This is a genomic window from Bacteroidales bacterium (genome assembly GCA_014860585.1).
Lineage (GTDB): Bacteria > Bacteroidota > Bacteroidia > Bacteroidales > 4484-276 > RZYY01.
Map to the genome: position 1 here is coordinate 1 of JACZJL010000052.1, position 20,414 is coordinate 20,414.

Here is a 20,414-nt window from a genome sequence, read left to right on the forward strand (position 1 = left end):
CTGGAAAGTAATTTCGGTCGGCGCTGGTGGGCAGGAAGTGGAGGCTTTTGATTCGAAAAATCCGTTGAAAGTCAGGAACCTGACTACGCTACCGTGTTCAATTGATGAAAATATGGTGCTGACTGCTGAAAGTTCACCATACCTGGTCAATTGTAATGTGACGGTTGAACCTGCGGCAACACTTACTATTGAAGAAGGAGTTATCCTGCTTTTCGAGGCAGCCACCCATTTGAAGGTTGAAGGGGGATTTCAGGTTAACGGTTCAAAGCAAAACCCGGTTTATATTGAACCAGTTGCCAATAATGGCACTTTTGACAGCATTGTTTTTATGCAACCCCAACACGACATTCTAATCAATCATTTAATGATGACTGATGGAGTAATCCATGCCCAAAATGCAAATGTGACATTAAACCATTGTGAATTGATCCTTCGGAATAAGGCGCTGGTTTATCAAAATGTGGCGTATGGTCATTATTATGGTAATGGAATTTTTACAAACAGCAGGCTGATCGGAAATCATACCGGACAGGGGCTGGAATATGGGTGGTGTGAATCAGTTATCATTGAAAACAGCCATTTTACAGATATTGATGACCCGATGGAGTTCATATCAGTTTACAGCGGCTATGTGAAGAACAATATAGCCATTAACTCAAACGACGATGGCATTGACTTCAATAATTGTAAAAATATGGCCATTGAGGGAAACCAATTGTACAACTGTTCGGACAATGGGGTGACCATTGGGAATGAGTTTAACGGGCCATGTGAAAATATTCTAATCAAAAACAACCTGATCGTGAACTGTTCCATCGGCATCACTGTGAAGGACGGAAGCACTGCGGTCAGCTCAAGAAACACACTGTTTGGTAATCAAACGGGCATCAAACTTTGGGAGAAAAACCCGGGGCTTGGAGGGGGACTTCTTGCTGTTGAGAATACCATCATTTCATCTACCGCAGGAATAGTGCTGGATATTGATGATATCTCCATCTGTAATCTTGTTTATACCTTATGTGATAGCGAACTTCTGGAAGGCGCCGGAAACCTCTTAGATGATCCAAAATTTCAATCAGCGACTTCATTTAACTTTCAACTTCAACCCGATTCACCCTGTATTGATGCAGGAAACCCCGGCAGCCAGGCTGACTCCGATGGAACTGTAGCCGATATGGGGGCTTTTTTCTTTAACCAGGGAAGCTTTAACATTGTTTTCAACGAGATCAACTACAAGTCTTCGTCGGAATTTGATACCGGAGACTGGATTGAGTTGTACAATCCGGATTCCATACCTGCCAACATTTCGGGATGGGAATTCAAGGATGAAGATGACAATCATGTTTTCAACATCCCTTATGGAACTGTGATCCAGCCGGGAGGTTATCTGGTACTTTGCAACAATTCGCAATTGTTTGAACAAAAGCACCCAGACCTTGACTGTTTTATTGGAGATTTTGAATTTGGACTCAGCACCAATGGGGAGCTACTCAGGCTTTTCAATAATACCGGAGAACTGATTGATCAGGTGAACTATGGCGCCGAATTGCCATGGCCCGAAGAGCCCAATGGACAGGGGCCAACCCTCGAACTGAAAAACCCGTTCCTGGATAATTCGCTGCCTGAAAGCTGGTGTGCCTCATCCAGCTATGGTACACCGGGTGAGGTGAACAGTTGCACTGTTTACACTGTCGTTAATAATGACCTTTTCCCAATCACAACAGCGGTCTTTCCTAATCCGGCAACTGGAAGAACTAATGTTAAAGTCAATCACCTTAAAGAAGGAGAATTAACCATCCAGGTTTTCAATTCAAAAGCCGAACAAATATTGAATACAAGAACAATGTTGCACGGAACCGGTGAATCCATGATTGAGATCAAATTACCTTCTGAAGCAGGTATTTATTTGGTTCGTTATGCTTTTATCGGTGCAGCAGACAATTACACCGGGTCAGTTAAACTGCTCGTTTACTGATCGATCAGGTAAAATTGACTCAACTTCTTCCGAACAATCAAAACTTGATTTTGATCCCTGTTTTGGATTTCTTTTCCAGGATATCTGCAACATTTCCCCTGTATTTTACCGTATGCCCATCATGAAGCAAGGTTGCGTTCTTTACGGAAACACTTTTTGCAGAGCGTGGAAGGTTGATTTCATAAGTATAATTGATGAAGGATGGTAAGATTTCCTGACCTTCTTCCTCAAGTAGCATTTCTAATAAAGGTGTCATGTTCATTTTCCTGAATGATTTTGCTTTCACTTTGTAAACAGCAGGTTTGAAAAGCGTCTTTTGAAGCCCTGCAGCAGCATACAAAGCCCGGTTTAGTTGGCGCTGGTTATCGAAATCAAATGACAGTCGGACGCTTTCGTTCTTCTTATCTCTCATAACTTTTACGTTATGGATTCCGTCGCTGACTGAAAGTAATCCTGCATACCCTTCAGCCACATCTTCAACATCATCAAGCACATCCACTTCACCACCAAATTTAATGAGTCCCAAGAGTAAATTCCCCTCGGATATAGATACCGACAAGCTGATACTTCCCGATCTGTCTTCGTTTACGTCAATTCGTTCCGTAATTTCGATGCAACCCTGCATGAAAAACAAAGGTAAAGCGAGCAGAAAAATGTGAATTCTCTTTAACCGTAGGTTCAATAGAATTGTTTTTGATTTGAAGCCTTATAACGATCAGGCGGGTAAAACATTACAAAAAGGCTGAATTGTGGTTAGTCAGGCATTTTTTAAGAGGGAGGCAATCTTTACTATCTCTTCAAAACTCTCCAGGTTGTGTTTGTTGGTGGCGTAGTACAATTGCCTGGCAAACTCAATCTGATGATGGGTTTGGGGAAATCTGAGATACTCTGGCCTGAGGTCGTCATTGCTGATCCTGATCCGGTCCAGGGCGTCGGCATCCTTTAGCAGAGCTACCGTCTTGTAATCTGGATGGTCTTTACTGATCTCATTATGCACGGAATGATTTGTAACAGCCAGTTTTATCGTCTCCAGCCCATCCCGTGTAACGCCAATGGTGAGGAACAAATCGCTGAACAGGGGTAGTTTACGTTGTGCCGACCAGGCCCCATGCGCCTGGCAGAATCCATCATGTTTTCGTGCCATGTCGTGAATAAAGGCAGCACAAAACGCCTCCCTGATCTCATGATTCAGGCTGGCCAGTTTTCCAAGTTCCAGTACATGAAGCATCACCCTGTAAGTATGATTGATCCCGTGCAACAGGCTGGGGTGGTCGAAGTGATCGGCCCGGACACAAAATTTATTATAGTGGTGATCAAGCATCAGAAAGACTATTATTATCTCATCATTTTTGTGTGCATCCCTATAATGACAATGACTGCAACCGCGATTGACATGTTGAGCGGGTCATACACCTTGAAAAAGAAAATCAGCACTGCAAGCATAATGGCCTGAGCGGATGCATAGAAATAAAACCCCATTTTTTTCATCAACCATAGCAAAATCAATCCAAAAAGGGAAATACTGAAGATAATCGCGCCGGAAAGTGTGATGGCAAGTGCTGTATAATCAGGGAGTAAAACCTGTTTAAAATATTGCTGTAAAACGTCCAGCACAATTTCCTTCGAAAATAACCCGACCACCATGACAATCAGCAGCAATACATTGTATGCAAAAGAGAAGATCAATAAAATTGACAGGCCCAGGGATCGTCGTTTATTCAGTTTCTCAACCGGCTTCATTTCAAGGTGATCTTGCTGTTCCATAGTAGTTTATTATAACTAACTCATTAATTTCAGAAATCTTGAATAGAACAAAATGAAGATGGCAGTTATTGACGCTTCCAGCAATGGAAAAGGAAACCCTTTTATGTAAACGACAGGTAGCAGCACCAGCATGATCTGTGAAGCAGTATAAAAATGGAATCCTATTTTCCGGAGTTGCCACATCAGGCTTGCACCCACCAATGATAAAAAATAGAGGATAAAGCCGGTGAGAAAAAAATTCCTTCCTGCTGATGCAAAAAGCTCCATTCCAGGCACTATGCTGCCAAATTCTTTCATCAACGGGAGTGCCTCTTCATAAGAAAAGTAAATCATCAGGAAAGAAATGTTACTCATTCCGCTTCCTATGAAAGTAAGGATACAGAGTGCAGTGAGCCAGTTAGGGCGTGTCTGCTTACCGCTGGGTTGTCCGTTTTCACCTTTAAGTTCATTCATTGCCTTTCCATCCCTCTTTTGTAAGTTTCAAGGTAGAGTCTGCGCCGTTCTACGAGGTCTTTTACTTCGATGGCCATGAATTCGTTGACTTCCTGTGCCATGGGGTAAATATATTTCATTGACTGGTCGAGATAGCTGGCCATTTTTTCTTCAATAATCACATCCAGATGCAGATCGGTAAGGTTGCTGATGCGATCAGCTACTTTAAGGATTTTGGCTTCCTTTGAGCCATCATTTAGAATTTTAATCAGGTAATCTTCTTTAGCTTCACCCGGCATTCTGGTCACTTCTTCCACGAGTTTAACAACACGTTTTCCATCTGTCAGCTCCATGATTTCCAATTTGTTGGTTTCCGGAATATCCTCAAACAGGTCATGTATAAGAGATGCTTTAAGCAGCACATGATCGGTGTAATGGTAATCTATCAGAATAGTGAAGGTGGCCATCATGTGCCTGAACTGGTTCCCCCCAACCTTTCGGGCTTTTCCTATCAGCGCTGTGGCCTTCTGAATGTAGGGCGCAACGATCAGTTGTATGAGTTCCTCTTTTTCTCTGTCTTCCATTTGTGTATATGAATTAAGAATACTGACAACATTTGATCAATACGGAAACTGGCATCATGGTTTTACTCCAACGAACCAATAACTTTCTCAACCTCTTCAAGTATCTCGCATGATTTAACCAGCTTTTTCATGGCATTATGATCGTCATAAAGCGGACGGTCAACATCGAGAAACTCCACATGCCGGCGCACAACCTCTTTTGCCTTGGTTGTCCCCTTGCCAAAGTTATACTCCCTGAAATCGAGTGCCTGAGCGGCAGCCATGATTTCAATCCCAAGTATTCCATAAGCATTGTCGAGTATCTGGAAATTCTTAATGGCTGTGTTCATCCCCATGGACACGAAATCTTCCTGATCGGCGGCAGCCGGAATAGATTGGATAGAAGCAGGGGCACTCAGGATGCGTTGTTCAACAATTTGCATATCTGCGGTGTACTGACTGAGCATAAGACCGGAAAACATACCTGCTCCTTTGGTGAGGAAAGCGGGTAATCCCACACTCAGGGCCGGATTATTCAACCGGTTCATCCGCCGTTCTGACATCACACTAACCATCGTTATGGCTATCCCGGCCATATCCATTGGGAGCGAAACGGGTGAACCCTGGAAGTTGGCGCCCGTGAGCTGGAGGTTTTCCTCTGCGAAAAAGATCGGGTTATCGCCAACGCCGTTCAATTCGATCTCAACCTGAGAGCGGGCATAAGCCAATGCATCATGCGCTGCCCCGATCACCTGGGGGGTTGAGCGCATTGAATACGCATCCTGTACCTTACATTTCACCCTTTTTTCGGCCAGGTCGCCACCAGCAACCATTTTCCTGATGGCTTCTGCACTGCGAACCGCACCTTTGAAACCACGTACTTCGTGGAGTTTTGCTTCATAAGGTCTCATATTGGCTTTGAGTGCTTCCAGTGACATGGCAGCAGCTATTTCAGCTTGCTTGAGCCAACGGTTGGCGTCATAAAGAAAAATCGCACTCATGGCAGTCAACACATTTGAACCGTTGATTGTGCCCAGGCCATCACGTGCTTTTAGCCCGGGAACCGGAATTCCGGCTTTATCCATAGCCTCTTTTCCACTGTACAATTCCCCTTTAAAATAGGCACGCCCCTCACCCATCATCAGCAGTGCAATTTGCGACATGGGGGCAAGGTCTCCGCAGGCGCCAACCGATCCTTTATCACAAACCCAGGGGGTTACTCCCTTGTTAAGCATCTCAACCAAAGTCTGGGTGATTTCCGGACGTATTCCGGAGTTGCCATGTGCATGGACATTGATACGCCCAAGCATGGCTCCGCGCACATACTCTTCGTGCAATGGCTCTCCAATGCCGGCGGCATGGTTGTAAATGAGGTACTTTTGGAAATCCTTTACCTGGTCGTCGGTGAGTACAACCTCCGAAAATTCGCCAATGCCGGTATTTACGCCATACATAATTTCGCCAGCAATGATTTTCTTTTCCAGCATCGCCCGGCACTTTTTTATCCGTTCGATGGCATCAGGGTGCAATTCAACCCTTTCATGATGTCGTGCAACGTTCACCACATCTTCAATTTTCAGGTTTGATCCTGTAATAATAAGTGTCATTTCGGTAAATATTTTTTGATTTTTGTTAGAAATTCATCAGGAATTTATGAACATCAAAGGAACAAAATTTCCGGCAATCCAAGTCAGGTATTTCTTCCGAAAATTCCCCAAACTTAGAGATTCTGATGATGAAAATATGCCAGATCACGCGTTAATCAGGCAAGGATAAAGCACTTAGGCAAACTCACGGTCAACCTTGCTGGGTTGAAATTTGGAATCATTTTAAAATGCAGGATAGCTATTTATCCGATGTTCGAAGAAATTGACTTATTATGTGTGTACAACTTCATGAAATGAATTAAATATCATTGATTTTATTGTTTGCATTGCTTTTTTCAGCCTGCGAAAAACGCGGTGAAAAGCTGTTGAAATACCTTGCCACGGGGGCTGTACCGGAATTCACTCTTGCATTCAGGGACCCGACAGGAAATATATGAACAAAAACTGTACAACCCCAAAGCAGTCAGAACAAATGGGAGTACTCATTTTTAGCTGAGCAGGGTGATTTCATGTATGTTTCGGGGAACTATAAAGACATCAACTCAGCCCTAAAAGTGATGATCATGTTAGATGGAAAGGTTTTTAACAGGTATCCACCAGGTACGACACCGTGAAATACATTGCCGTTTCGGGGACTATTCCTTATTAACCTGTAAAAATATTTATTGCTCCAACGTCGTTTTTCTCAGGTAATACGTTCCATTTAACCTCAAATTGTATTCAGCGAATGACCCCGTCAAAGTCCAAAATTGGTTTATCGATTTTTACTGCATTTTTTACTTTCCTGCTATTTGTTTCTTGTTCCGACGATAAAGATCAACCAGAAGCGGAAACCGGTAGTATTGAATTCACATTTACACATTACGTTGACAACGAGCCGCTGCAAATTGACACGATGAAATATGTCAATGCAGCAGGGAATCATTACCTGGTGAACGAAATTCAATATTTCATTTCAGATGTAAAATTGCATAATAGCAATGGCAATTATCTTTTAATTGATGACTGGAACACCATCCATTACGTGGACACCGACTTGCCTGAGACCCATACCTGGAAGGTTTACGATCCAATAGCGACGGGTGATTACCAGAAAATTTCCTTTATTTTTGGTATTTCAGAAGAAAAAAATCAAAGCCTGATGTTTGTGAATCCACCTGAGCGGGACATGTTCTGGCCTGAGATTTTGGGCGGGGGCTACCATTATCTTAAACTCAACGGTAAGTGGATGGCTGCCAACCGGCAAGTATTGCCATTTAATTTTCACCTCGGTATTGGCCAGATATACTCTGGTGGAGTCATTGTTCCCGATTCGATCACCGGTTTTATTCAAAACTATTTTGAGGTGGAACTGCCAAACTCAGCCTTCAACATTGCTAAAGGTGAGTCACTGCAATTGGAGATCAGAATGAATGTGGCCAACTGGTTTCAACACCCGCACATCTACAATCATGACGAATGGGGAGGTGACATTATGCAAAACCAGGCAGCCATGAAGATTGGGTGTGAGAATGGTAAACAGGATGTATTTTCGCTAATACTAAAATCTGATCTTGTTATTAATCATAAAACAGATTGAACCGAGGCTTAATTATGAACCATAAACAGAAAAATAGAAAGACTTTTTTCCATTGTTTTCAATTTCAGGATCAACAACTTGTGTCAGGAAGGTTAGCAATGATATTTTTGGCCCTCTTTTTTCTCTTCTCCTGCTCCGAAACGAACAATCCGGAGCCTTACTCTCCGACATCTTACCAAATTGAAATCCCTTATGGTTTTCCAACCAATCTGAATGTTCCTGAAGATAACCCCATGACAGTTGAGGGCATCGAACTTGGAAGAATGTTGTTCTATGATGGCCGTCTGAATGGCCGCACCCATCCAGATTCGCTGATGAGTTGCGCTACGTGCCATAGGCAGGAAAACAGTTTTGAAGTGGGTCTCCCCCGGCCTCATCCTTTCGGGATTACAGGACAAGCCACTCATCACGCCATGTTGCCACTGATTAATCTGGTGTGGAACATGGGAAATTATGGATGGAATGGGAGTGTCGGCTCCATTGAAGCTGATGTAACCGGCGTAATTTATGATCCTTCAGAATTTGACTCAACTCCTGAAAAGGTTGTAAACACAATAAAAAGTATTGACGGCTATCCGGAGCTTTTTCAAAAAGCCTTCGGAACCAACGAAGTAACAGCTGACGGTATCGCAAAAGCGATAGCTCAATTTGTCAGGACATTGATTTCGGCCAACTCGAAATTTGACCGGTACATGCGCGGTGAGTACCAGCTTAGTCCTGAAGAACTACGCGGCTTTGTGCTGTTCACAACCGAGGAGGGCGCTGACTGCTTTCATTGTCATGGCGGGTTTGGCAATCCATTGTTTACAACAAATCTTTTTTACAACAATGGCAAAGACACCGAATTTAATGATCCGTCCGACCGTTACAGCATCACGGGTAACCCTGCTGATAAAGGGGCTTATAAGGCTACAACCCTGCGAAACATCGAACTGACCGGCCCTTATATGCATGATGGCCGTTTTGCAACCCTCGATGAAGTGATTGAATTTTACTCCCACCACGTTCAAAATTCACCCTACATTGACCCGCTCATGCACCATGTAGCCAACGGCGGTATTCAACTTACCCCAAATGAAAAAACCGACCTGATGGCATTTATCAAAGCTCTGAAAGATGAAACGTTTTTGACCAACCCTGATTTTGGTAAACCCGATAATTTGCCGGGACTTTAACAATCAATTCCTCCTCTGCGCAGGCACAATAGTTTACGTACCTTTGCAGCCAAATTTTTGATAAAAAACAACCTCTCCAATGATTACAGTTTCTAACCTGGGTATCCAATTCGGAAAACGGGTATTGTTTCAGGATGTAAATATGAAGTTTACCTCCGGCAACTGCTACGGCATAATAGGCGCCAACGGTGCAGGAAAATCCACCTTCCTGAAAATGCTTACCGGCGAAATTGAAAATACCAGGGGAACTGTAACCTTTGGGCCAAATGAGCGATTGTCAGTACTCCGGCAGAACCACTCCGAATTTAATGATTTCACCGTGCTTAACACTGTACTGATGGGGCATTCAAAGCTTTGGAAAGTGATGAATGAAAAGGATGCTTTGTATGCCAAATTGGACTTTGACGAAAACGATGGCCACAAGGTCTCGGAACTGGAAGAGAAATTTGCCGAAATGGATGGATGGAATGCCGAGAGTGACGCAGCTAATTTACTCAGCGGATTGGGGATTAAAGAACTGCTTCATCACAAATTGTTGAAAGATTTGAGCGGCAAAGAAAAAGTGAAAGTGCTGCTGGCACAGGCACTTTTTGGTAAACCCGACAACCTGCTGCTCGATGAACCTACCAACGACCTTGACCTTGACACCGTTAACTGGCTCGAAAACTATCTGGCCGAGTTCGACAATACAGTGCTGGTTGTTTCCCACGACAGGCACTTTCTCGATTCAATCTGCACCCATATTGTGGATATCGACTTTAACCGCATTCAACAATTCCCCGGTAATTATACTTTTTGGTATGAATCGAGTCAATTGGCACTCAGGCAACAACTGGCACAAAACAAAAAGGCAGAAGACCGTAAAAAAGAATTGCTCGAGTTCATCGCCCGTTTCAGTGCCAACGCTTCAAAATCAAAACAAACGACCAGCCGTAAAAAGATGATCGAGAAGCTGAACATCGAAGAAATCAGACCCTCAACCCGCAAGTATCCCGGTATCATTTTTACCCCTGAGCGCGAACCGGGAAATAATATTCTCGAAGTAAAAGGGCTTACTAAAAGTTTGAATGGCACTTTGCTATTTAAAAACCTGAGTTTTACGCTGCAGAAAGATGATAAAATTGTGTTCCTCTCAAAGGATACCCGCGCCATGACTATCCTGTTTGAAATCCTCAAAGGCCATGTTCAACCCGACAGTGGAACTTTTGAGTGGGGACAAACAATATTGAAAGCTTATCTCCCGCTGGAATACGAACACCTTTTCCAGACAGACATGAGCCTGGCTGACTGGTTAGGGCAATTCTCTACGGATACTTCCGAACTGTACCTCAGGGGTTTTTTGGGGAAAATGTTGTTTTCGGGTGAAGAAATCTACAAGAAAGCAAATGTGCTTTCGGGCGGAGAAAAAGTGCGTTGTATGATTGCACGGATGATGATCCGTAATGCCAACGTGATGCTGCTTGATTCGCCCACAAACCACCTCGACCTTGAATCCATCCAGGCTTTCAACAACACCCTCATTAAATTCAAAGGTAACATCCTGATGTCTTCGCACGATCATGCTTTCATTCAGACAGTCTGCAACCGTGTGATCGAAATCGGCCCAAAAGGAATGATTGATAAGCTGATGAATTATGATGATTACATCAGCAATGACAAACTAAAGGAACAACGGGCTGAATTGTACTTTTAGAAGGAGAATTGGCAGAACTGTGTTTTTGATGAGAAAGAAGGATTCACTTGAATCAGAGATACAACTGGTCCAATAATTTTCAATTTCTAACAAAATACCTTTGAACGAAATTTCCATTTAATCTTGCAGCTTAATTATAAATAATACAACTATGCAAACAATCCTTGGCGCCGGTGGAAATATCGGCAATGAACTGGCAAAATCCCTGACGAAATTTACAACAGACATTCGCCTGGTAAGCCGCAACCCGAAAAAAGTCAACAACACCGATCAAATTATGGCTGCTGACCTCACTGACCCCAATCAGGTTGATAAGGCTGTCGAAGGATCGGAGGTGGTTTATGTAACCATTGCTTTCGATTACAAAGCCAAAATCTGGAAAGAAACATGGCCACCGCTGATGAAAGCCGTAATTCAAAGTTGTAAAAAGCATAAGGCAAAGCTGGTTTTCTTCGACAACATGTATATGTATGATTGCAATCATTTATCAACGATGACCGAAGAAACCCCGGTCAGACCAACAAGCGAAAAAGGCGAAGTCCGTCGGCAGGTGGCGGCGATGGTAATGGATGAGGTTAATAATGGAAATCTTACCGCATTGATTGCCAGGGCGCCCGATTTTATTTCACCCACAAACAGCATACTAACCCAGAGCGTTTATGGAAATCTGAAAAAAGGAAAAAAAGCTGACTGGTTTGCTGATGCAGATAAAATCCATAACTTCATTTACTGGGTGGATGCAGCCAAAGCTACAGCATTACTCGGAAACACCCCGGATGCATATGGCCAGGTGTGGCATTTGCCATCAATCAAAGACAAACTTACTGGTAAACAATGGGTTGAACTTGTTGCCAAAGCGCTGAATGACGAACCTAAAATTGCAGTGCTTCCGGTCTGGATGATGAGCATTGTTGGACTATTTATTCCGATCATCAGGGAATTCAGGGAAATGGCTTACCAGTACGATCGGGATTATTATTTCGACAGCAGCAAGTTTGAGAAAAGATTCGGTTACCAGGCTTTTACTGCAGAAGAAGCGATCAGAGAACTCATCCGGTACATGGAGAAAAAGTAAAAAAATCAATTTTACTGCGCTTTTCTTCAGTGAACAGGGGCATAGTGTAAAGCAAAAAAAACAAAAACCCACTGACGGTCAATGCCATTCAGTGGGTTTTTTAGTTGAGGTACCAAGCGGATTCGAACCGCTGTACACGGTTTTGCAGACCGTTGCCTAACCACTCGGCCATGGTACCTTGTGTATTTTCAGGGGTGCAAAAATAAAGTTTTTATCTATTTGGAAGTCACCTTAATCAAATAAACTTGAAATTTTTAAATAAATGAGATCAACAGGCTGTTTTTCGCCAATTCAAAAGCAAGACAGTTTGGGAAGACAACAGGTAGTAGATTCTGATCTTGCCTGAAGTAGCATGAATGAGAGCAGAATTCCATTGAATGTATCACTAAAAAGTGCAGTTGAACTGGATTTGATGAATTTTCGCAACTAAGTTCTATCATGCAGTTTGGTATCATTCAGTAATCACACCTGTAAAAATCAATTGACCCTGAAGTACCAGCTCAAGGTGAACCAAAGCACTTGGTTAATACCATTATAAGTAATATCCGACATGCGAAAATCAGGTCCGATTTCAACCTTGTTTTGTTTATCAACTTCATAGCCTATCAGCGCCACCAGTCTTATTTCAAGGCCGGTTTCATTGTTTTCGAATTCACCAAGATATTCGTTGCTTGCTTTAAAGTAAAACTCTTTGGGGTCAACATTATCGCCCGAAAGTGGTTTTTCGGCTGTAATCCGGTAACGGGCACGGATTTCCCAGTTGCCATCCGGATCTAAGGTCTGGTCTGAAGCAAACCGATGTCCCAACCGGAATGCATCTAAATTATTGACGATCGAATATTGTTGAATAAACCTGTGGAAGATTTGGTCTTCGCGGCTCCGGTAAAGATATCCTCCAGTGAGGGAATGATTTAAATGGGTTTTGAGGGACAAATATACCGCGGCATCAACAACCTGAATCTTGTAATCAAATTTACCTTCTCCGTTGCCCGGATTATCATACAAAAGATTTCGTGATTCTATATTTCCGGTCAACTTAAGATCACCGGATATCTTCGCTGATACATTGATTTTTGGGAGAATTCCTGCTCTGAACCGATCCTGTACAAAACCATTCAAACCATAAATCATGAAGATCATAAGCATGAGCCATCTGTACATCTTAACCCTTTCTCCCATCTTTTAAAACTCCATATTGTTCATGTTCCGCAGGTCGATTTCAAGCATTTTTTCCAGACCACCACTGTCGGAAAACAAAAGTTCAAATGCAGCAAAATGATGTTCAGTGCGGGTTTCGATCACCAACTCATATTTTTGTTCAAAGGTTTTTGAGGAGCCTCCCGAAACAATCAATTCCGATAGCACCGGTTCAGGAGCTACCCACTGCACCTGGGTTTTAAGCACCTTATAGGTCCCGAATTTTTCGATCAATAAATCGGTAATCTGTTGTTTTATTAAAAAAGTCAGACTGTCGAATTCAATGGTTTTTTCCACGTCGAGCAACATACCAGCCGAATCGAATTCAATACTGAATTTGTAACCGCGGAATTTTGTTTTAGCCTCTAACGTTTTACCATCATGGCTTTCCTCAGCATACCATTTTACTTTAACACCCGGCAGGGTTAAATTGGTAAAATTCAAGGCATTTTCGGGAACCTGCTTTTCTTTGATGCGATACTCGCGCTCAAATTTCACCTGTCCGAAAAGGTCTTCTGAAAGAAGTAATACAAAAATCAATAATCCTAAATACGAAACCAGCTTCATAAAATGATTTAAACCTTTTGATTTGTATGTAAACAAAAATAGGATTTAAAAGTTGATCAAGGTATCAAATAGTCCGTAGAGGGGGATTTTGTTACCGCTGAAGGTGTCAAAAGGTTACTTAGTCTTCATGGAATCATCGGTTGAAGACTTGAAAGAAATCTACTGTTACATAGCGACTGAACCTGTTCGTTTCGCATCCATAACTGTCAGCAAAGTATACAACAGAGCTCAAATATTGGCTTTTAATCCGTAATTACTTCTAAGCCCCCACCGCCTTCAGCGCTTCGTAAACCAAAAATGCCGGCCAGACCAGCGCTTTGAGAAATCCGAGCACTCCCATCCAAAAAGAAGTTGCTGTTGAAATGAAATAAATGGCTGCGCCGATTAATCCCAGCCCGTAAACTGCACTGGCCGAGCCGCTTCCGTGATCCTGAGTTTTCATAATTTTCTGCTTTAAAGTTGATTGTTAATGGTTAACTAATTTGTCCAATGATCACTACGTAGTTTTTCCCCCATTTTTTGGAACATTTGGGGCAGGTGGTGTACCAGGTGTAGGTTTTCTTCAGGTCGTGGCCCCTCCCTTTTACATAGGCAGCGAAATCCTTCATCCATTTCCCGGTATCTTTAAATGGTCCTTCGTAAACTTTGCTGAGAAATTTCCCTGAGAGATTTAAATTCTCAGCATTTTTCACTTCCCGGTCAACGGCGAGGTAAAGATCCATGTTCCACATCGAAGTGTGGTCGGAAAGGCAGAGCCAGTCAGGCATTTTGGCGCCAGCGGCATCCACTTTGGCGTTCAGCCGTTTCATGGCAGCGCCAAAATTCACCGGCATGTAAAACAGGGTGAAAACCTTGTCTTTAATAAACTGTTTATTGTTCCATTCGAAAAGCTTGTCATCCCAGGGAGCCGGATCGAACTGCGGGCAACATTCCGGAGTTTCATCTTTTTGTGTCATAGCTTAATTTTTTAAAGGTTAATGGTTAAGAAGAAATTTTAGGTCAGTTGACCTTTTTCAGGCCTCAAAATTACACTTTTCAGAATTCAATCTTGTAAGAAATTTGAGGGAAAAGCAATCTTTCCTTATCCTCCTCAATCTGATTGGTTTTCAGGTTGTATTTGTATCCGTAAAACTCGTCACTTCCGATAATATTGACCAATTGCACCGACCAGATACTTGCAAATTTCGGCTTGTTTTTGCGGTAATTGAATCCAAGATGGAGGTGGAAGTTATCCGGTTTTTGGTCGGAAAATGCCTGCCTTTCGTCGTAAATGATATCTCTGGCCTGGTGTGATGCAGCTTCATCCACCGGACTAATTTTATCGCCGCCCATCATCACGAACCTGCCATTGAGACTCAACTGATTTTTATTCATTTTCCCTACATTCCATTCTTTTCCGGCCAGCAGGTTCAGCACATAGCCTTTGTTAAACCGCGAATCCCTGCGGATGCCATCTCCGCCTTCGTATGTTGACTGAAACAGCGAGCCGGTAACCAGGTAATAAAAGCCACGACGCATAAATTGTTCCAGCGTCAGGTCAATCCCGAAATTATCCCCTTTTCCGTTGTTGATGAGCATTTCATCAATGAACCAGTCCATTTCGAGGTTGATCATCGAAAATGAAGAACTGTCAATGACCGGTATGTTGTACAATTGCTGATAGTAGGGTTCAGCCGTGAAATGGGTAAATTCGTTGATGTTCCATTTGTAGGCAAACACCAGGTGATTCGCACGGCCGGGTTTCAGGTCGTTGTTTGGAAACATAGTTATACCTTCATCTTCACGGGTAATAAAATAGACCTGAAGCATTTCCATCATGCTGTGATTGCTGATGCCCAGACCAATGGAATGTTGGGGTAAAAACTGGTAATTCAGGCCAATCCTCGGTTCAAAGGTGAGCGATCCGTTCAGGGTAAAGTGCTGGAGATAGGCGCCTGCGTTCAAGGTCAGTTGGTTGCTGAAGGCATAATTTGATTGCGCATAACCCTGTAACAGGTAACTATTTCCATCGCTTTTGGAGATTTGCTGTAATGGAGCTCCCAGTGTTTCTGCTTCCCGGATATCCACCCGGTAAAAGAGATTGCTTACTGTAACGCCGCTTCGCAACGTGTGTTTGGCACTCAGCTTTTTGTTGACATAAGTTGAAAAGGCAATTTTAACCTGATCATTGACAATGTATTGGTCTTGCTGCAGGACATTATTTCCATCCAACTGATCCTGAATCCATTCAAGACCGTTTCCTGTAACCGAAAGTGAACTGTTGATGTAGGCCGAGTTACCCAAAACTTTCCGGTAATTCAGGCCGGTTGCTCCCATATATTGCCGGTTTAAAAGTTCCTGTAAATCCTGGGCATACTGCCTGTCGTCCGGATCATTGGGTTCAAGTCCTGAAATATCCCATGCGCCGATTCCCCACCATGAGAGGACGCCGCCTTTTTTAAGAGGAAAATTCAGCTTGAACGACAAATCCTGGAAGCGGTTGCCTGCAGCGTCATCAGGGAGCAATGGGGCAATGAAAACGAAAGTGGAGAAGCGATAATTGAACAGATAGGAAGACTGCGAAACTTTTGAAAAAGGCCCTTCAGAAGCGATGTCAATACCAAGGGTCCCCAGTTGAACAGCATGTTCGTATTTTTCATTGTTACCGGTTCTCATCCTGATATCGAAAACCCCCGAAAGACCATTGCCATATTCTGCCGGCCAGGCGCCGGTGTAGAAGTCCGAGTTGGCCAACAGTTGCGCACTTAAAGCAGTAAACGCCCCACCCCCAAATGAAATGACATTGGCATAGTGATTAGGATTGGCAATTTGCACTCCTTCCATCTGCCACAAAATTCCTTTGGAGGCATTTCCCCTGACGATGATGGCGTTGCCATTCAACCCGCCGGCTACTCCTGCAAACGACTGCACAAGTTGGGCCGGGTCATCCACGCTGCCGGCATACCGGCGCGCTTCTTCAACACTGATTTGCCGCGCACTTACCGTAGCCATCGAATTCAGTGGCTTGTCTTTGTCCTGTCCGGCTACAATTTCCACAACATCCATCTGCTGTATGGATTCCTTCAAACCGGCATTGATAATCACTTCTTTCGCCGACCCTACAACAATCTCCCGCAACCAAAGCGGCTCATAACCGACGAATCGCACCACTATGTCATAACGCCCAACCGGAACTTTCTCAATCTGGAAATATCCGTCCTGATCAGTGGAAGACCCGATCAGCGGGTCTGTGCCATTCAGAACTACGGTAGCTCCCGGCAGTGAAATTCCGGACTCGCTGTCAACCACCCGACCTTTCACAGTTTGATGTAATTGCTGCGCTGTGCTGATCCCATGAATTGAAATAAGGATCAGTAAAAACCAAAACTTCTTTTTAAACATGTCCATTTTTTTACGTTAATTTGAAGCTGCAAAATTGCGATTGCGGCCAGGATGCTGCAATACTGAAAAATCAGTATTTTATGAATGAACGTTTAGCCAAAGCTCTAAAAAAGTACGATCAAATATTTAAGGCTCAGCATTTTGATGAGTCGGAACTGGATTATTCTATCATGGAGCAGCAGGCGCCGTTTTTTGACATGCTCGACAAGATTGACAACAGCATCATCACCGTATTTGATCTCTTTAAACGCAAGCATATTTATATTTCGCCGAAGTTTGAAACTTTTTTGGGTTACAGTGTTTCCACTGCCCACGAAACCGGAACTGATTACTTCAACCAAATGATCCATCCCGAGGATTTTATCTTGCTCACCGAAGCAGGTGTTTACTTCATGGAAATGGGGTTAAACTTACCGGCAGAAAAAATCAGGGAGTATAAGCTCATTACTTCATTCAGAATGAAAAAGGCTGATGGCGCTTTAATCCGTGTCCTCGAGCAGCAAAGCCTGCTGGAGTTTGATAAACGGGGAAATTTTTGGCTAGCGCTGAGTGTTTTGGATTTTTCGCCTGAACAGGATTTGGAATCACCGGCACAATCGCGGCTATTGAACTTTAAAACCGGCGAGTTGTATCATTTCCCTCCGAAAAATTTCATTGCAAACGACGAACTGCTCACCAACAGGGAAAAAGAGGTACTCGCATTGCTCTCGAAGGGATTTATCAGCAAGCAGATTGCCGACAAACTTTTCATCAGCGTAAACACCGTAAATACCCACCGTCAGCGAATCATCGAAAAGCTTGATGTAGCCAACACTGCCGAGGCCATCAATTACAGTCTGAAAATAGGATTGATTTAAGCTAATAAATGGCAGGACTGATTTCCCGCATAATTGATGAAATTTGCCATTTTGTTGTTGTTGTTTTTTAATGTGTGTGATTCAGCGGCAATTCACACCAGAATGTTTCTGAAAAAATGAAACAATCAAGGAACTGATTCACCGGGTGGTTGTTTTAGGAAAATTTATTAATTTTGAAATCATTAATTATCGGTGAAAATGAAGAAATTACAATTGATTGTCCTCTTTTTTTGGTTTATTGCAACCAATGGTTTCAGCCAGGAATTTTATAACATCAATGTGATCAATACCATCGAAATCGAGTTTGAAGAAGAAAACTGGAACCAGATTTTGCACCAGCTTGTTGCCAATGGTCTTGAAGAACGATTGGTGGGATTGGCAATCATCAATGGCGTAAGTTACGACAGTGTGGGGGTGCGTTACAAAGGCAACAGCTCTTACAGTCCTAACAGGGTTAAAAATCCCCTCAACATCAAACTGGATTACATCATTGATGACCAAAAACTTGATGGTTATGGCACCCTGAAACTGTCCAACGGATTCAAAGATCCCAGTCTGGTGCGCGAAACACTGGGCTATGAAATTGTCCGAAAGTACCTGCCTGCCAGCCTTTCCAATTATGCCAATGTGTACATCAACGGTTTACATTTAGGGCTTTATACCAGCAACCAGGATGTGGATAACTTCTTCATGCATACGCACCTTGGTGTGAGCGACAAAGCACGGATAAAAGGCGAGATGTCTGGGCCTAACCAGGGTGTATGGAAATACCTTGGTGCTGATTCGGCAATTTATGCTACTCAGTATCAACTCGAATCGGATTATGGCTGGTTAAAGCTGGTGAATTTCATTGACACGCTGAATAACCATAACGAGCATGTGGAAAATTTGCTGAACGTGGATCGTTTGCTGTGGATGCTGGCTTACGATATTTTGTTGGTTAATCTTGACGCGCCTGTTAACATGCCCCAGAACTATTATCTTTTTGAAGATTTGGCCGGCAGATTCAATATCATTCCCTGGGATTTGAACGAAACCTTTGGCGTATTTGCCAGTGTTGCCGGTGGCCAGCCCCTTAATCTTTACCAGCTGCAGACGCTTGACCCTTTTTTCAATATCAACAACATCAATTACCCAATCATCAACAAAATCCTGAATAATCAGCGGTACAAAAGAAGTTACATTGCCCACATGAAGACGATTCTTGAAGAGCTGTTTGCAAGCGGCTGGTATCTCCAACGGGCATTGGAAATTCAGGCCATCATTGATCAGGCGGTTCAAAACGATCCAAACAAATTATACACCTACGAACAATTTCTGAACAACATTCACAATACTGTGGGAGGAGGTCCGCCGCCCAACCAGATGCCTGTTCCGGGGATTACCCAGGTTATGGAAACACGTATTCAATTCCTGAACAACCATCAATGGTTTCAGGCCATCGCTCCTGAGATCACAAATATTGAATATTCACCCGAACTTATCAATGCCGGCGATGAAATTTGGATAAAGGCACAGGTAGAAAGTGCTACCCTTGTGGAACTGGCTTACCGATCTGAAAATAGCCCGGTTTTTCAAAGGGCGCCAATGTTTGATGATGGCAACCACAATGACGGGCTTGCAGGCGACGGTATTTTCGGAGTTTCGGTAATTGCTGGATATACTGAAATTATCTATTTTATTTTCGCCGAAAACAGCGTGGCAGCCTCTTTTTCTCCAGAACGCGCAGAATATGAATTCTATAAAATCCCTGTTTTAAGTGGCTTGGTGATTAATGAGTTTATGGCCGATAATGTTTCAATTGTAACTGACCAGGATGGAGATTATGATGACTGGATTGAGCTATTTAACAACGGCACAGAAACCCTTAACCTTGAGGGCTATTTTCTAAGCGACAAATTGGATCAACCAGACAAATGGGCATTTCCGGATACAACCATCTCACCCGGAGGATTCCTCATCGTTTGGGCCGACGAGGATTTAGAACAAGTCGGGCTTCATGCTGATTTTAAACTTTCAAAATCAGGAGAAAGCATACTCTTGTCAAATCCAGAACTCGAAGCGGTGGATGTGCTCACTTTTGGCCAGCAGCAAACCGATATCTCGACGGGAAGATTCCCGAACGGAACCGGAGAATTCATTTTAATGATCCCAACTTTTGGTGTAGAGAATGTTGATATTCTGACCAATGGTGATGAGCCGGATATTAGCAGTCATCTTTCAATGGAAGTCTTTCCAAACCCTTTCGGCAATAGCCTGAGTATTACATTTGATATTGATCAGAATGCCCAAATAAGTTTGGTAATGATGAATCTCTTCGGGCAGTCAAAAATGATCATTAATAACCTCAGCCTGCCTTCCGGTACTCACAAGTACCAAATCGAAACCACGACTCTTCCTCCTGGTTTATGGATTGTCAGGTTGGCCGCCAATGGTCGCATAAATGATGATATTATGGTTAAAGCCATAAGATATCAAACACCGTGAAATCTGCAAAAAGAATAATAAGATTCGATGAATGGCATATCATTTTATTGTCGATTTTTACT

The 20,414-nt window shown here is 43.1% G+C and carries 18 protein-coding genes and 1 tRNA gene; 7 read left to right on the forward strand and 12 right to left on the reverse strand.

The window, feature by feature from the left end; all coding sequences use genetic code 11:
- On the forward strand, nt 1-1,975 hold a 1,975-nt coding region (locus IH598_05885; GenBank protein MBE0638028.1), incomplete at its 5' end, for a lamin tail domain-containing protein.
- 37 nt (nt 1,976-2,012) lie between these two features.
- Here IH598_05885 and IH598_05890 read toward each other — a convergent pair.
- The 6 genes from IH598_05890 to IH598_05915 all read right to left on the reverse strand — a co-directional run bounded on the left by IH598_05890 (nt 2,013) and on the right by IH598_05915 (nt 6,341).
- The gene (locus IH598_05890) at nt 2,013-2,657 is read right to left on the reverse strand and encodes a hypothetical protein (protein MBE0638029.1); all 645 of its coding nucleotides are present in this window, start codon (nt 2,655-2,657) and stop codon (nt 2,013-2,015) included.
- A gap of 75 nt (nt 2,658-2,732) precedes the next feature.
- Nucleotides 2,733-3,296 (reverse strand): HD domain-containing protein, encoded by a 564-nt coding sequence (locus IH598_05895; GenBank protein MBE0638030.1) that lies wholly within the window; start codon nt 3,294-3,296, stop codon nt 2,733-2,735.
- A gap of 14 nt (nt 3,297-3,310) precedes the next feature.
- Nucleotides 3,311-3,739 carry a hypothetical protein gene (locus IH598_05900; GenBank protein ID MBE0638031.1) on the reverse strand — a complete coding sequence of 143 codons (429 nt, stop codon included), beginning with the start codon at nt 3,737-3,739 and terminating at the stop codon, nt 3,311-3,313.
- 15 nt (nt 3,740-3,754) lie between these two features.
- The gene (locus IH598_05905) at nt 3,755-4,192 is read right to left on the reverse strand and encodes a hypothetical protein (GenBank protein ID MBE0638032.1); all 438 of its coding nucleotides are present in this window, start codon (nt 4,190-4,192) and stop codon (nt 3,755-3,757) included.
- Nucleotides 4,189-4,755: a hypothetical protein gene (locus IH598_05910; protein MBE0638033.1), complete on the reverse strand. Its 567-nt coding sequence runs from the start codon at nt 4,753-4,755 to the stop codon at nt 4,189-4,191. The genes IH598_05905 and IH598_05910 overlap by 4 nt, the downstream gene beginning before the upstream one ends.
- Before the next feature lie 62 nt (nt 4,756-4,817).
- Nucleotides 4,818-6,341 carry an aromatic amino acid lyase gene (locus tag IH598_05915; GenBank protein MBE0638034.1) on the reverse strand — a complete coding sequence of 508 codons (1,524 nt, stop codon included), beginning with the start codon at nt 6,339-6,341 and terminating at the stop codon, nt 4,818-4,820.
- Between the two features lie 727 nt (nt 6,342-7,068).
- Here IH598_05915 and IH598_05920 point away from each other — a divergent pair.
- The 4 genes from IH598_05920 (at nt 7,069) to IH598_05935 (ending at nt 11,863) form a co-directional block, all read left to right on the forward strand.
- Nucleotides 7,069-7,920, forward strand: coding sequence for a hypothetical protein (locus IH598_05920; protein ID MBE0638035.1), 852 nt, complete (start codon nt 7,069-7,071; stop codon nt 7,918-7,920).
- Nucleotides 7,921-8,018: 98 nt separating this feature from the next.
- On the forward strand, nt 8,019-9,095 hold the full coding sequence (locus IH598_05925) for a cytochrome-c peroxidase (GenBank protein ID MBE0638036.1): 1,077 nt from the start codon (nt 8,019-8,021) through the stop codon (nt 9,093-9,095).
- Nucleotides 9,096-9,174: 79 nt separating this feature from the next.
- Nucleotides 9,175-10,788: an ATP-binding cassette domain-containing protein gene (locus IH598_05930; GenBank protein ID MBE0638037.1), complete on the forward strand. Its 1,614-nt coding sequence runs from the start codon at nt 9,175-9,177 to the stop codon at nt 10,786-10,788.
- A 151-nt stretch (nt 10,789-10,939) separates the two neighbouring features.
- Nucleotides 10,940-11,863: an NAD-dependent epimerase/dehydratase family protein gene (locus IH598_05935; GenBank protein MBE0638038.1), complete on the forward strand. Its 924-nt coding sequence runs from the start codon at nt 10,940-10,942 to the stop codon at nt 11,861-11,863.
- Nucleotides 11,864-11,970: 107 nt separating this feature from the next.
- Here the strand turns inward: IH598_05935 and IH598_05940 are convergent.
- The 6 genes from IH598_05940 to IH598_05965 all read right to left on the reverse strand — a co-directional run bounded on the left by IH598_05940 (nt 11,971) and on the right by IH598_05965 (nt 17,014).
- Nucleotides 11,971-12,041, reverse strand: a tRNA-Cys gene (locus tag IH598_05940).
- A 299-nt stretch (nt 12,042-12,340) separates the two neighbouring features.
- On the reverse strand, nt 12,341-13,042 hold the full coding sequence (locus IH598_05945; protein MBE0638039.1) for a DUF2490 domain-containing protein: 702 nt from the start codon (nt 13,040-13,042) through the stop codon (nt 12,341-12,343).
- A gap of 3 nt (nt 13,043-13,045) precedes the next feature.
- Nucleotides 13,046-13,627, reverse strand: a complete 582-nt coding sequence (locus IH598_05950; GenBank protein MBE0638040.1) for a hypothetical protein — start codon at nt 13,625-13,627, stop codon at nt 13,046-13,048.
- A 259-nt stretch (nt 13,628-13,886) separates the two neighbouring features.
- Nucleotides 13,887-14,069 (reverse strand): hypothetical protein, encoded by a 183-nt coding sequence (locus tag IH598_05955; protein ID MBE0638041.1) that lies wholly within the window; start codon nt 14,067-14,069, stop codon nt 13,887-13,889.
- Between the two features lie 31 nt (nt 14,070-14,100).
- Nucleotides 14,101-14,583: a hypothetical protein gene (locus IH598_05960; protein ID MBE0638042.1), complete on the reverse strand. Its 483-nt coding sequence runs from the start codon at nt 14,581-14,583 to the stop codon at nt 14,101-14,103.
- Nucleotides 14,584-14,662: 79 nt separating this feature from the next.
- On the reverse strand, nt 14,663-17,014 hold the full coding sequence (locus IH598_05965) for a TonB-dependent receptor (GenBank protein MBE0638043.1): 2,352 nt from the start codon (nt 17,012-17,014) through the stop codon (nt 14,663-14,665).
- A 74-nt stretch (nt 17,015-17,088) separates the two neighbouring features.
- On the opposite strand from IH598_05965, the gene IH598_05970 reads away from it, so the two are divergent.
- Nucleotides 17,089-17,865, forward strand: a complete 777-nt coding sequence (locus tag IH598_05970; protein ID MBE0638044.1) for a helix-turn-helix transcriptional regulator — start codon at nt 17,089-17,091, stop codon at nt 17,863-17,865.
- A gap of 198 nt (nt 17,866-18,063) precedes the next feature.
- A complete protein-coding gene (locus tag IH598_05975; GenBank protein ID MBE0638045.1) occupies nt 18,064-20,352 on the forward strand; it encodes a CotH kinase family protein in 2,289 nt (762 codons plus the stop codon).
- Nucleotides 20,353-20,414 lie beyond the last annotated feature (62 nt).